The following is a 12,913-nucleotide window of genomic DNA, read 5'->3' on the forward strand; positions in this document are numbered from 1 at the left end:
CCGTATGAAGACAGTTTGTTGAGGATAAATATGAAAAAACTCGTGTTGTCACTATCTCTGGTACTGGCCTTTTCCAGCGCCACCGCGGCATTCGCAGCCATTCCGCAGAAAATCCGAATTGGTACCGATCCAACCTATGCGCCGTTCGAATCGAAGAATTCAAAGGGTGAACTGGTCGGTTTTGACATCGATCTGGCCAACGAGCTGTGCAAACGCATCAAAGCACAGTGTACCTACGTTGAGAACCCGCTGGATGCGCTGATCCCGTCCCTGAAAGCGAAAAAAATCGACGTAATCATGTCCTCGCTCTCCATCACCGAAAAACGCCAGCAGGAGATTGCCTTCACCGACAAACTCTATGCGGCCGATTCACGTCTGGTGGTAGCTAAAGCTTCTGACATTCAGCCAACGCTGGAGTCGCTAAAAGGCAAACGCGTCGGCGTGCTGCAGGGCACCACGCAGGAAACCTACGGCAACGAACACTGGGCGCCCAAGGGGATTGAAATCGTCTCCTATCAGGGCCAGGAAAATATCTACGCTGACCTGACGGCAGGCCGAATTGATGCGGCATTCCAGGACGAAGTCGCGGCAAGCGAAGGCTTCCTGAAAACGCCGGTGGGTAAAGATTACAAGTTTGGCGGCCCGTCCATTAAGGACGTGAAGTTGTTTGGTGTGGGCACCGGTATGGGCCTGCGCAAAGAAGACAACGAGCTGCGTGAGGCGCTGAACAAAGCGTTCGCTGAAATGCGTGCTGACGGTACCTACGACAAGCTGGCGAAAAAGTACTTCGATTTTAATGTTTACGGCGGCTAATCGCCCCGTCAAATAACGTGCGGCCCCTCCCGCTGCGGGAGGGGAAAAGACACGGTTCCACCACTCACGATACGACAGGGCTCGCGGTATGCTGTACGGATTTTCTGGCGTTATTTTACAGGGCGCGCTTGTCACCCTTGAGCTGGCTATCAGCTCCGTGGTGCTGGCGGTGCTGATAGGTCTGGCAGGCGCAGGGGCGAAGCTTTCGGCGAACAAACCGCTGGCGCTGATCTTTGAAGGCTATACCACGCTTATTCGCGGCGTTCCCGATCTGGTGCTGATGCTGCTTATCTTTTACGGTCTGCAGATTGCGCTGAACAGCGTGACGGACGCGATGGGCATGGGACAAATTGATATCGACCCAATGGTGGCCGGTATTATTACCCTCGGTTTTATCTACGGCGCCTACTTCACTGAAACCTTCCGCGGTGCTTACATGGCCGTGCCGAAAGGCCACATTGAAGCGGCAACCGCATTTGGTTTTACCTCTTCACAAACGTTTCGTCGGATTATGTTCCCGGCCATGATGCGCTATGCGCTTCCGGGCATCGGCAACAACTGGCAGGTTATCCTCAAAGCCACGGCGCTGGTCTCACTGCTCGGTCTGGAAGACGTCGTGAAAGCGACTCAGCTGGCGGGCAAGAGCACCTGGGAGCCGTTCTACTTTGCGGTGGTCTGCGGCGTGATTTATCTGGTCTTTACGACCGTCTCCAATGGTGTGCTGCTTCTTCTCGAGCGTCGCTACTCCGTGGGTGTGAAGAGGGCTGACCTGTGATTGAGATTATTCAGGAATACTGGAAATCGCTGCTGTGGACAGATGGCTACCGCTTTACCGGCGTGGCGATTACCCTCTGGCTGCTGATCTCCTCCGTGGTGATGGGCGGTATTCTGGCGGTGTTTCTCGCCATTGGCCGCGTGTCGAACAATAAATTCATCCAGTTCCCGATCTGGCTGTTCACCTACGTATTTCGCGGTACGCCGCTGTACGTGCAGCTGCTGGTGTTCTATTCGGGGATGTATACGCTTGAGATCGTAAAAGGCACTGAGATGCTGAATGCGTTCTTCCGCAGCGGTCTGAACTGTACGGTGCTGGCGTTGACGCTCAACACCTGCGCCTACACCACCGAGATTTTCGCGGGGGCGATTCGTTCTGTCCCTTACGGTGAGATTGAAGCGGCGCGCGCGTACGGCTTTTCCTCGGTGAAACTTTATCGCTGCATCATTCTGCCGTCGGCCCTGCGTATCGCGTTACCGGCGTACAGTAACGAAGTGATTTTGATGCTGCACTCCACCGCGCTTGCCTTTACCGCGACGGTGCCGGATCTGCTCAAAATCGCGCGCGATATTAACTCCGCGACCTATCAGCCGTTTACCGCGTTTGGCATTGCGGCGGTACTCTATTTAATTATCTCTTATGTTCTGATTAGCCTGTTCCGTAAGGCTGAAAAACGCTGGTTGCAGCATATAAAACCTTCTTCGACGCACTGAGAAAGATGATGGCTGAGAACAAATTAAACGTTATTGATTTGCACAAACGCTACGGCGAACATGAAGTGCTGAAAGGGGTGTCGCTGCAGGCAAATGCTGGCGACGTGATCAGTATCATCGGCTCATCCGGCTCGGGGAAAAGTACCTTCCTGCGCTGCATTAACTTCCTCGAAAAGCCGAGCGAAGGCTCGATTGTGGTGAGCGGGCAGAATATTAACCTGGTCCGTGACAAAGACGGACAGCTGAAGGTTGCGGATAAAAATCAGCTACGCCTGCTGCGTACCCGCCTGACGATGGTGTTCCAGCACTTCAACCTCTGGAGCCACATGACGGTGCTGGAGAACGTGATGGAAGCGCCGGTTCAGGTGCTGGGCCTGAGCAAGCATGAAGCTCGCGAGCGCGCGGTGAAATACCTGGCGAAAGTGGGCATCGACGAGCGCCAGCAGATGAAATACCCGGTGCATCTCTCCGGCGGTCAGCAGCAGCGTGTCTCCATCGCACGCGCGCTGGCGATGGAGCCCGAAGTGCTGCTGTTCGACGAACCGACCTCCGCGCTGGACCCCGAACTCGTTGGCGAAGTGCTGCGCATCATGCAGAAGCTGGCCGAAGAGGGTAAAACGATGGTGGTGGTGACGCACGAGATGGGCTTCGCCCGTAACGTCTCGAACCACGTTATCTTCCTGCATCAGGGGAAAATTGAAGAGCAGGGGCACCCGGACGAAGTGCTGGCGAACCCGCAAAGCCCGCGTTTGCAGCAGTTCCTGAAGGGGTCGTTGAAGTAGATTTTGTCTTTCCCCCTCTCCCTATGGGAGAGGGGCGAGGTGAGGGCATCAGGCCGCACCGCACTCCAACCTGTACACCCAGTCGTCATAGCGCACGCCGTCAATCTCATACGCCTTTTCCAGCACCTGCGTACGCACGAACCCGACTTTCTCCAGCACCCGCACCGACCCGCCGTTGTCCGCCAGGACATACGCGTTAATCGCTTTCACGCCGGTCTGGTTGAACGCATAATCACACACCGCGCGCAGCGCTTCGCTGGCGATACCTTTGCCCTGCGCGGCAGGCACAACCGTATAGCCAATATCTGCCTCTTCACGATTCTCAGGGCTGATTTGCAGGCCGATATCGCCCAGCGGCGTATCATCATCCCGGGCGCGAATAACAAACACATGAGCAGCAGCGAGTCGCGCGGCAAACACGCGTCGGGTCTCTTTTTCCGGGGCGATGGCGGCCATGTAGCGCATGATACTGCGATCTTCTCGTAGCGAGCGGAAGAAGGCCCAGTCAGTGGGTTCGAAGGGGGTGAGGTAAAGCCGGGGTGTGGTGATGGTTGCCATTGTTACGCCATATCTTCAGAACATGGCCTGTCACTGTACCATATTCACCGCACCACATCCCCCAGCGCCTCTTCTAATTCATACCAGCGGAACGCAAAGCCGGCCGCTTCCAGCCGTTTGGGCAGTGCCCGCTGCCCGCCTAATACCAGAACAGACGCTTCACCCATCATCAGGCGAATAACCGTCGCAGGCACGCGCAAAATTGCCGGACGGTGCAGGGCATGCCCCAGCGCGTGGGCAAACTGTTCATTGCGCACCGGATACGGCGCAACCATATTGAACGGCCCGCGCAGTTCGTTATCCAGCAGCCAGAGAATCCCGTTGACCATATCGTCGATATGGATCCAGGCCAGGTACTGACGACCATTACCGATGGGGCCACCGAGTCCGAGCCGGAAAGGGGGAAGCATCTTAGCCAGAATGCCGCCTTTCGGCGCGAGAACGACACCGGTCCGCAGCAGGCAGACGCGGGTCCGATCGCTCTGCGCCGCGCAGGCGATACGCTCCCACTGGGCGCAGAGCTTATGGGTAAACTCGTTATGGGGCGGCTCTTCCTCGGTTACAACCACCTCGCCAAGATCGCCGTAATAGCCCACCGCTGAACCCGAAATCAGCACCGAAGGCGGGGTGTGGCTATTGCGGATCAGCTCGACCAGCTTTTCGGTGATGTTCCACCGGCTGCTGCATAACAGCTGTTTTTGCTCTTCCGTCCAGCGCTTATCGGCGATGGGTTCACCCGCGAGGTTAATGACGGCGTCGAAGCCGTCCAGATTTTGCTGCTCGGCCAGATTTTTCCAGATATCAACACCTGCCCCCAGCACCTGGCGCGCTTTCTCCGGGCTGCGCGTGACCACGGTGATGTCATGGTGCATGGCCTGCAGACGCGCAATGAGGTGACGACCAATAAGGCCTGTACCGCCGGTCAGCAAAATCTTCATACAACCTCCAGGTTTACGCCTGGCGCCGCCAGCTTAACGTCATGGAGACGGAGTCGGCATAGCGCAGGGCGTGAAGTTTATCGATCTCAACTTCAGCATAAGTGACCCAGTGATGTTCGCGTGCGATATCGAGCACATCCTGAGTTAATTTTTCCAGCAGAGAGAAGCGGTTATTCTCAACGTACTGGATGATGTTTTTGGTTATTGTGCGGTAGTTCAGCGCGTCGTTGATGTCTTCGCTGGCCCGCGCTTTGTCTGCGGGGTAGTGAATTACCACGTTAATGACAATATCCTGACGGTTGGCGATCTCTTCCTCTTTGATGCCGATGAAGGTACGCAGGCGTAAATTTTTTATGCGAATAATAGCGTCTGGCTGTGACATTGCAGGTCTTCTCCGTGTCAGTATTTCCTGCCCATAATACATGAGAGCTTCACAGGCACCCAGCCTCATACCGGGTTAAATTTGCTGGATTTTTTGCATCGCCCGCTCGGTCGCCGGGCGGGTCCGGATGCGCTCAAACCAGTTGTTCACCGCCGGGTAAGCGGCCAGGTCAATGCGGTGTTTTTCATGCGTATTCACCCACGGCCAGCAGGCGATATCGGCAATACTGTAATGATCGCCCCCGAGCCACGGCGTTTTCTTCAGCCGACGGTTCAGAACGTCATAGAGCCGTTGAGTCTCAACCTGATAGCGTTCTATCGCGTAAGGAATAGGCTGCGGGGCGTAAGCGGTAAAATGATGATTTTGTCCCAGCATGGGGCCCAGCCCGCTTGCCTGCCAGAAAAGCCACTGCAGGGTATGGTGACGCTCGCGCAGTTCGCCGCTCAGCAGCTTGCCGGTTTTCTCCGCCAGATAGAGCAAAATTTCACCGGATTCAAACAGGCTCAATGGTCTGCCCCCGTCCGCCGGCTGGTTATCAATAATGGCCGGGATTTTATTATTCGGCGAGATAGCCAGAAAGAGAGGGCTGAACTGTTCGCCTTTGCTGATATCCACGCGAATGATCCTGTAATCCAGCTCGGCTTCTTCAAGAAAGAGGGTGATCTTATGGCCGTTTGGGGTAGGGGCGTAATAAAGGTCGATCATTCTCAACTCCTGTCCATGCGAATAGTGGTGCCATGACAAATGAGTATAGGTGGTTGTTGTAAATCGTGAGTTTTCATCAAGTGACAGCGAGGCAAAGAGATTATATGTTGAGTAAAAACCCGATCAGCCGATGAGGATGTTATGAACCAGCCCGTAATCACGTTGTGGTCCGATGCGAATTTCTTTTCTCCCTATGTTATGAGCGTATACGTTGCGCTGGCCGAAAAAGGACTCACCTTTACGCTGAAGACCGTTGATCTCGACGGCGGTGAACATCTCAATCCACAGTGGCAGGGTTACGACCTGACCCGACGCGTGCCGGTGCTGGAGATTGACGGTTTTGCCCTGAGCGAATCGTCGGCGATCGATGAGTATCTGGAAGATCGGTTCGCCCCCCCGGAGTGGGAACGTATCTATCCTCACGATCTGCAAAAGCGCGCGCGGGCGCGGCAGATCCAGGCGTGGCTGCGTAGCGATCTGGTGCCGATTCGCGTCGAACGCTCGACGGACGTTGTGTTTGCCGGGGTGAAAAAGCCGGCGCTGAGCGCAGAAGGTGTAGAAAGCGCGAAGAAACTGATTGAAACCGCCACCTCTCTGCTTGCCCATGGCAACCCGAATCTTTTTGGCGAGTGGTGCATTGCCGACGCCGATCTGGCGTTGATGCTAAACCGCCTGATCTTCAACGGTGATGAGGTGCCGCAGCTGCTGGTGGATTATGCTGCGTTTCAGTGGCAGCGTGCCTCCGTGCAGCGCTATGTGGCACTCTCGGCTAAGCGCGCGGGCTGATAAGCCCAGACGCTTAAGGTATGATGGGGGCAGTCTGTTTTCCCGAGGAGTGACTGATGAAACTGATGTTTGCGTCGGATATCCATGGATCGCTGCCCGCAACCGAGCGTGTCCTTTCCCTGTTTGCACAAAGCGGTGCGCAGTGGCTGATTATTTTGGGCGACGTGCTGAATCATGGCCCTCGCAACGCGCTGCCGGAGGGCTATGACCCTGCGCAGGTCGTGGAAAAACTCAACCCGTATGCCTCGCGCATCATCGCCGTTCGCGGCAACTGCGACAGCGAAGTGGACCAGATGCTGCTGCATTTTCCCATTACCGCGCCGTGGCAGCAGGTGCTGCTCGAACAACACCGCCTGTTCCTGACCCACGGACATCTTTTCAGCCCGGATAATCTCCCGGCTCTCGCAGCTGGCGATGTCCTGGTTTACGGTCATACTCATATTCCGGTTGCGGAAAAACGCGGTGAGATTTATCACTTTAATCCGGGCTCGGTTAGCATCCCAAAAGGCGGATATCCTGCGAGCTACGGCATGCTGGAAGGAAATACCCTGAGCGTTATCGCACTTAATGATCAGCAAGTTATTGCGCAGGTAGCGATTAATCCGTAAGTTACACCTCAACTGCAAACGCGCCGAAAGAGCGCTTAGAAGAGAAGGTTTCCCGATGGTGGAGCAGAGTCATTTGGCAAGTACAGAGTGGGTTGACATTGTCAGCGAAGAGAATGAAGTGATCGCGCAGGCCAGTCGCGAACAAATGCGTGCGGAGCGTCTGCGTCACCGTGCAACGTACATCGTTGTGCATGACGGTATGGGCAAAATTCTGGTCCAGCGCCGTACGGACACCAAAGATTTTCTCCCAGGGATGCTGGATGCCACTGCAGGCGGGGTTGTCCAGGCAGATGAAGTGCTGCTGGATTCCGCGCGTCGAGAAGCAGAAGAAGAGCTAGGTATCGCCGGTGTGCCGTTTGCCGAGCACGGTCAGTTCTATTTCGAAGACGAAAACTGTCGCGTCTGGGGCGGGCTGTTTAGCTGCGTTTCTCACGGCCCGTTTGCCCTGCAGGAAGAAGAGGTGAGTGAAGTCTGCTGGATGACGCCAGAAGAAATTACCGCGCGTTGCGACGAGTTTACGCCGGATTCGTTAAAAGCGCTGGCGCTGTGGATGACCCGCAACGCCAAAAACGAATCGACCAAATCAGAGAAAGAGGAAGAGGCTGAGTAAGCTTCAGCAACTCTCTCTCAGACACAGACTGGACGCGATTGGCTTTTGATCGCGCCAGTCACCGTCATTCAGACGCTCCAGCAACGCTTTCCCGGCTTCAATTCCAATCTTACGATGCGGCACCGCCATCGTCGTCAGCGGCGGCTGACAGACGCGGCTCACGTCGCTATCGCCAAAGCCTACCACTGCCAGATCGTCCGGCACCTTGATTCGCCTGCGCTGGCACTCATATAGCGCGCCGCAGGCCAGCTCGTCAGAGACGCATACCAGCGCATCCAGCTCCGGCCAGGCCAGCAGGAACTCGGGCAGCTGCGCCGCGCCGGTCGAGAAGCTAGGCGGCATCGCCGCGTTAATGACCCGGTTCGGCGACATATGGTGGCGAAGCATGGCTTTGTACCAGCCCTGAAGGTGCTGCTGGAAAATCCACTGCTCCTGGTTGGCGCACAGCAGGCCAATATTTTGATAGCCGCGCTTAATCACCATTTCCGTGAGTTCATACATGGCCGCCACGTTATCAATCCCGATATTCATATCAATCGGATCGGCGCGCATGGCGCCCATCTCCATCACCGGAATAGAGGCATTTTTCAGCCAGTGGCGAACAGTATCGGTATGTTCAACGCTGAGCAGGATAGCGGCGGCAATGTTCGACGCCAGCAGCGTCTCCAGCAGTTTCTCCTCCTGCTCAAGGCGATGCTGGGATTCTGCCAGCATGATCTGATATCCGGCAGGCTGCAGCACCTGCTGTAGCCCGGCGAACATCTCCGAGCAGCCGGCTTCGGAGAGGTTGGGCACCACCATGGCTATCGTCCATGACGACGCCGAGGCAAGGGCACTGGCGGCAAGATTAGGCATATAACCCAGCTCCTGCACGGCAGCTTCAATTTTTTCTCGTAGTTTATCGGAAACCTGTTCGGGCGTGCGAAGCGCACGGGACACGGTCATCGTGCCCACACCGGCAAGCTGTGCGACATCGGCAAGTGTCACTTTACCAGTACTGCGCCGTTTTCGGGTTAGAGACATACACCTTCCTGCTGACCAGACGCGTTTTTATTTTCCTTCGTTTCACGTGACAGGCAGTATACGCCTTAAATCCCTTTTTTTGCTGTGATTTAGCACCGTGATTGCAATTTGATAGCGCTATCACATTTTTGTATGTTAACTATTGGTAGCGCTATCTTTGTGATCGCGATCGCAGTCATCCAGCGATCTGTTGAATAAAGTTTGCTCATCTTAAGCGTGTAGCGGGAGTGAAAAGTGCTCAAAAAATGGATATATGATACAACCATCACGCTGCAGGATAGCGTGGAAAACTGGCCGCAGGCGCTGGAGCTGTGCGCGAAGCCGCTTCTGGATTTGCAGGTGATTGAGCCCGAATACGTCACGGCCATCATCCAGCAACACCACACGTTAGGACCCTATTATGTGCTGGCACCAGGGCTGGCGATGCCGCATGCGCGGCCGGAGGAAGGTGCCAAAGGACTGGGGTTGTCTTTATTAAAACTAAAACAGGGCGTCTCGTTTGGTGCCGGTGAGTTTGACCCTGTCGATGTGATTATCATGCTCGCGGCACCGGACAAACATAGCCATATTGAAATGATATCCGCACTCGCGGAATTATTTTCCAGCGACGAGGATATGGAGAAACTGCATCAGGCGAATACGCGGGAGGAAATTAAAACAATTATTAACCGCTTCTGATTTAATTCTGTAATCCGGTTTTTCACAACATTACGCGTCAGCGTGATGGGGCGTACTCTACTCAAAATAAGGGGATAACAATGAAAATCATGGCTATTTGCGGTTCTGGCCTGGGCAGCAGTTTTATGGTCGAAATGAATATAAAAAAGGTGCTCAAAAAGCTGGAGATTGAGGCTGAGGTTGAACATTCCGATCTCTCCTCGGCCACGCCAGGCGCGGCCGACCTGTTCGTGATGGCAAAAGACATTGCGGCCAGCGCCAGCGTGCCGGAAAGCCAGCTGGTGGTGATCAACAACATCATCGACATCAACGAACTTGAAGCGCAGCTGCGCGCCTGGTTCGAAAGACAATAACCCTGATAAGGCGAGGTGGATATGTTTATCCTTGAAACGCTGAATTTCGTTGTTGATATTTTAAAAGTCCCTTCGGTGCTGGTCGGTTTAATTGCGCTTATTGGTCTGGTTGCGCAGAAAAAAGCGTTTTCGGACGTGGTGAAAGGAACCATTAAAACTATTCTGGGCTTTATTGTGCTGGGCGGCGGCGCCACGGTGCTGGTCGGTTCATTAAATCCGTTAGGCGGTATGTTCGAACACGCCTTTACGATTCAGGGCATTATTCCAAACAATGAAGCGATTGTGTCCATTGCGTTGGAAAAATACGGTGCAGCGACCGCGCTGATTATGGCCTTCGGCATGGTGGCGAATATTATCGTCGCGCGCTTTACTCGCCTGAAGTACATCTTCCTGACCGGGCACCACACGTTTTACATGGCGTGCATGATTGGCGTGATCCTGACGGTGGCGGGCTTTGAAGGCGTAGGACTGGTCTTTACAGGCTCGCTGATCCTCGGCCTGATCATGGCTTTCTTCCCGGCGATTGCGCAGCGCTACATGAAGCGCATTACCGGCAACGATGAGATTGCCTTCGGCCACTTCGGCACGCTGGGCTACGTGCTTTCAGGCTGGATTGGCAGCAAGGTCGGCAAAGGCTCCCGCTCAACCGAAGAGATGAACCTGCCTAAGAATCTGAGCTTCCTGCGCGACAGCTCGATCTCCATTTCCCTGACCATGATGATTATCTACCTGATCATGGCGGTGAGCGCCGGGCGCGAGTACGTCGAGGCTACCTTCAGCGCCGGCCAGAACTACCTCGTCTACGCCATCATCATGGCAATCACCTTTGCGGCGGGGGTGTTCATTATCCTGCAGGGCGTACGCCTGATTCTGGCAGAAATTGTCCCGGCCTTTACCGGCTTCTCGGAGAAACTGGTGCCGAACGCGCGTCCTGCGCTGGACTGCCCGGTGGTGTACCCCTATGCGCCAAACGCGGTGCTGATTGGTTTCCTGTTTAGCTTCCTCGGCGGGATTGTGGGGTTGTTCATCTGCGGTCAGTTCAGCTGGGTGCTAATCCTCCCGGGTGTGGTGCCGCACTTCTTCACCGGCGCAACCGCTGGCGTGTTCGGTAATGCCACCGGCGGACGTCGCGGGGCGATGATTGGTGCGTTTGCCAACGGTCTGCTGATTACCTTCCTGCCGGTCCTGTTGCTGCCGGTACTGGGCGCCATTGGTTTTGCCAACACCACCTTCTCGGACGCCGACTTCGGCGCGGTCGGGATTGTCCTCGGCAACCTGGCGCGCTTCCTGTCGCCGCTGGCCATCACCGGGCTGGTCGTGGCGCTGTTCGCGCTGCTGGTGGCGTACAACGTCTTCGCGAAAAACAAACCTGCGGGCGGTAACGCGCAGGAAAACACCGGAGCCAAATCATGAATGAGAAAGAGATAACCGAACTCGCGCGTCAGATCCGTCTTGAGACGCTGAAGTCGCTGACGCAGCTGGGCTTTGGACACTATGGCGGCAGCATGTCGGTGGTTGAAACGCTGGCCGTGCTCTACGGCGCGGTGATGAAAATCGACCCGGCGGATCCGGACTGGCCGGAGCGAGACTATTTTGTCCTGTCGAAAGGCCATGCGGGCCCGGCGCTCTACAGCACGCTGGCAATCAAGGGCTACTTCCCGGTGGAAGAGCTAAGCACGCTAAACCAGAACGGCACGCGCCTGCCGAGCCACCCGGACCGCCTGAAAACGCGCGGCGTAGATGCTACCACCGGTTCGCTGGGACAGGGGATTTCCATCGCCGGCGGTATGGCGCTGTCGCACAGGCTGGCCGGGCGACCGAATCGGGTCTTCTGTATCGTCGGCGACGGCGAGCTGAACGAGGGGCAGTGCTGGGAAGCATTCCAGTTTATTGCCCACCATCGCCTGAACAACCTGACGGTATTTGTCGACTGGAACAAACAGCAGCTCGACGGCGAGCTGGACGAGATCATCAGCGCGTTCGACCTGGAGGGCAAATTCCGCGCCTTTGGCTTTGACGTGGTGACGGTGAAGGGGGACGACATTCCTGCGCTGCTGGAGGTGACGTCCCGGGTGCCTGCCGCGGACGCTCGCCCGCGGGTGGTGATCCTCGACAGCATCAAAGGCCAGGGGGTGCCGTATCTGGAGCAGCTCAGCAATTCGCACCACCTGCGATTGACCGCGGAGAGCAAAGCGGCCCTCAACGAGACGATTCGCCAACTGGAGGCTTCACATGATTAAGGTTGCACCGGCAGGACAGAAAGACGCCGTTGAGATGCGTAAGGTCTACGCTGGCTTCGTGGCAAAACAGATTGAGGCCGGAAGTGACATCATTGCGCTCGAAGCAGATCTGATGAGCTCGATGGCGATGGACGGCGTGGCGCGCGATTATCCGCAGCACGTGATTAACTGCGGCATTATGGAGGCCAACGTCATCGGCACGGCGGCGGGGCTGTCGCTTACCGGACGCAAGCCGTTCGTTCACACCTTCACCGCCTTTGCCAGCCGCCGCTGTTTTGACCAGCTGTTTATGTCTCTGGACTATCAGCGAAACAACGTGAAGGTGATTGCTTCAGACGCGGGCGTGACGGCCTGCCACAACGGCGGAACGCATATGTCGTTTGAGGATATGGGCATCGTGCGCGGTCTGGCGCATTCGGTGGTGCTGGAGATGACCGACGCGGTGATGTTCGAGGACGTGTTGCGACAGCTTATCGATCTCGACGGTTTCTACTGGGTGCGGACCATCCGTAAGCAGGCACCGAGCGTGTATGCGCCTGGCTCAACCTTCACCATTGGCAAAGGCAACGTGCTGCGCGAAGGAACCGATATTACCCTGATTGCCAACGGCATCATGGTGTCGGAAGCGCTGGAAGCCGCGCGCCAGCTTGAGCAGGAGGGCGTCAGCGCGGCGGTCATCGACATGTTTACCCTGAAGCCTATCGACCGGATGCTGGTGAAAAACTACGCCGAGAAGACCGGGCGCATCGTCACCTGTGAAAACCACAGCATTCACAACGGCCTCGGGTCGGCGGTGGCGGAAGTGCTGGTGGAAACCTGCCCGGTGCCGATGCGGCGGGTGGGCGTTAAGGAGCGTTACGGCCAGGTGGGGACGCAGGATTTTCTGCAGAAAGAGTATGGCCTGACGGCACATGACATTGTATCGGCGGCGCGCGAGCTGCTGTAAATA

The 12,913-nt window shown here is 56.0% G+C and carries 17 protein-coding genes; 12 read left to right on the plus strand and 5 right to left on the minus strand.

Annotated features, from left to right (window positions below; genetic code table 11):
* Positions 1-30: 30 nt before the first annotated feature.
* The 4 genes from hisJ to hisP all read left to right on the plus strand — a co-directional run bounded on the left by hisJ (position 31) and on the right by hisP (position 3,083).
* Entirely contained in the window at positions 31-813 is a 783-nt protein-coding gene (gene hisJ / locus ACWYRJ_RS00980) for a histidine ABC transporter substrate-binding protein HisJ (protein WP_023336423.1), read from the plus strand.
* Positions 814-901: 88 nt separating this feature from the next.
* The gene (locus tag ACWYRJ_RS00985; RefSeq protein ID WP_014832782.1) at positions 902-1,588 is read left to right on the plus strand and encodes a histidine ABC transporter permease HisQ; all 687 of its coding nucleotides are present in this window, start codon (positions 902-904) and stop codon (positions 1,586-1,588) included.
* The gene (locus ACWYRJ_RS00990; RefSeq protein WP_008502590.1) at positions 1,585-2,301 is read left to right on the plus strand and encodes an ABC transporter permease; all 717 of its coding nucleotides are present in this window, start codon (positions 1,585-1,587) and stop codon (positions 2,299-2,301) included. The genes ACWYRJ_RS00985 and ACWYRJ_RS00990 overlap by 4 nt, the downstream gene beginning before the upstream one ends.
* Positions 2,302-2,309: 8 nt before the next feature.
* Entirely contained in the window at positions 2,310-3,083 is a 774-nt protein-coding gene (gene hisP / locus ACWYRJ_RS00995) for a histidine ABC transporter ATP-binding protein HisP (RefSeq protein ID WP_014832781.1), read from the plus strand.
* Between the two features lie 48 nt (positions 3,084-3,131).
* Here hisP and ACWYRJ_RS01000 read toward each other — a convergent pair whose 3' ends face one another.
* The 4 genes from ACWYRJ_RS01000 to yfcG all read right to left on the minus strand — a co-directional run bounded on the left by ACWYRJ_RS01000 (position 3,132) and on the right by yfcG (position 5,666).
* Entirely contained in the window at positions 3,132-3,641 is a 510-nt protein-coding gene (locus ACWYRJ_RS01000; protein ID WP_223580061.1) for a GNAT family N-acetyltransferase, read from the minus strand.
* 44 nt (positions 3,642-3,685) lie between these two features.
* A complete protein-coding gene (locus ACWYRJ_RS01005; protein ID WP_455507264.1) occupies positions 3,686-4,579 on the minus strand; it encodes a TIGR01777 family oxidoreductase in 894 nt (297 codons plus the stop codon).
* Between the two features lie 13 nt (positions 4,580-4,592).
* Positions 4,593-4,961, minus strand: coding sequence for a dihydroneopterin triphosphate 2'-epimerase (gene folX, locus ACWYRJ_RS01010; protein ID WP_023312555.1), 369 nt, complete (start codon positions 4,959-4,961; stop codon positions 4,593-4,595).
* Positions 4,962-5,036: 75 nt separating this feature from the next.
* A complete protein-coding gene (gene yfcG, locus ACWYRJ_RS01015; protein WP_023312554.1) occupies positions 5,037-5,666 on the minus strand; it encodes a GSH-dependent disulfide bond oxidoreductase in 630 nt (209 codons plus the stop codon).
* Positions 5,667-5,807: 141 nt separating this feature from the next.
* Between yfcG and yfcF the strand changes: the two genes are divergently transcribed.
* The 3 genes from yfcF to yfcD are packed head-to-tail and all read left to right on the plus strand — an operon-like array spanning position 5,808 to position 7,670.
* Positions 5,808-6,452 (plus strand): glutathione transferase, encoded by a 645-nt coding sequence (gene yfcF, locus ACWYRJ_RS01020; RefSeq protein WP_455507265.1) that lies wholly within the window; start codon positions 5,808-5,810, stop codon positions 6,450-6,452.
* A 56-nt stretch (positions 6,453-6,508) separates the two neighbouring features.
* Positions 6,509-7,060, plus strand: a complete 552-nt coding sequence (gene yfcE / locus ACWYRJ_RS01025; protein ID WP_455507266.1) for a phosphodiesterase — start codon at positions 6,509-6,511, stop codon at positions 7,058-7,060.
* A 55-nt stretch (positions 7,061-7,115) separates the two neighbouring features.
* Complete coding sequence (yfcD, locus tag ACWYRJ_RS01030; RefSeq protein ID WP_032641987.1) at positions 7,116-7,670, plus strand: NUDIX hydrolase YfcD; 555 nt, start codon at positions 7,116-7,118, stop codon at positions 7,668-7,670.
* 3 nt (positions 7,671-7,673) lie between these two features.
* Here the strand turns inward: yfcD and ACWYRJ_RS01035 are convergent, their stop codons facing one another.
* The gene (locus ACWYRJ_RS01035; RefSeq protein ID WP_029741925.1) at positions 7,674-8,693 is read right to left on the minus strand and encodes a LacI family DNA-binding transcriptional regulator; all 1,020 of its coding nucleotides are present in this window, start codon (positions 8,691-8,693) and stop codon (positions 7,674-7,676) included.
* 234 nt (positions 8,694-8,927) lie between these two features.
* On the opposite strand from ACWYRJ_RS01035, the gene ACWYRJ_RS01040 reads away from it, so the two are divergent.
* From ACWYRJ_RS01040 to ACWYRJ_RS01060, 5 genes are all read left to right on the plus strand, one after another.
* Positions 8,928-9,371: a PTS sugar transporter subunit IIA gene (locus ACWYRJ_RS01040; RefSeq protein ID WP_111965265.1), complete on the plus strand. Its 444-nt coding sequence runs from the start codon at positions 8,928-8,930 to the stop codon at positions 9,369-9,371.
* Between the two features lie 80 nt (positions 9,372-9,451).
* A complete protein-coding gene (locus tag ACWYRJ_RS01045) occupies positions 9,452-9,724 on the plus strand; it encodes a PTS sugar transporter subunit IIB (RefSeq protein WP_003861447.1) in 273 nt (90 codons plus the stop codon).
* A 21-nt stretch (positions 9,725-9,745) separates the two neighbouring features.
* A complete protein-coding gene (locus ACWYRJ_RS01050; protein ID WP_023617386.1) occupies positions 9,746-11,137 on the plus strand; it encodes a PTS ascorbate transporter subunit IIC in 1,392 nt (463 codons plus the stop codon).
* Complete coding sequence (locus ACWYRJ_RS01055) at positions 11,134-11,964, plus strand: transketolase (RefSeq protein WP_111965266.1); 831 nt, start codon at positions 11,134-11,136, stop codon at positions 11,962-11,964. The genes ACWYRJ_RS01050 and ACWYRJ_RS01055 overlap by 4 nt, the downstream gene beginning before the upstream one ends.
* Positions 11,957-12,910, plus strand: a complete 954-nt coding sequence (locus ACWYRJ_RS01060) for a transketolase family protein (RefSeq protein WP_133294857.1) — start codon at positions 11,957-11,959, stop codon at positions 12,908-12,910. The genes ACWYRJ_RS01055 and ACWYRJ_RS01060 overlap by 8 nt, the downstream gene beginning before the upstream one ends.
* Positions 12,911-12,913: the final 3 nt, after the last annotated feature.

This window comes from Enterobacter sp., assembly GCF_977039595.1.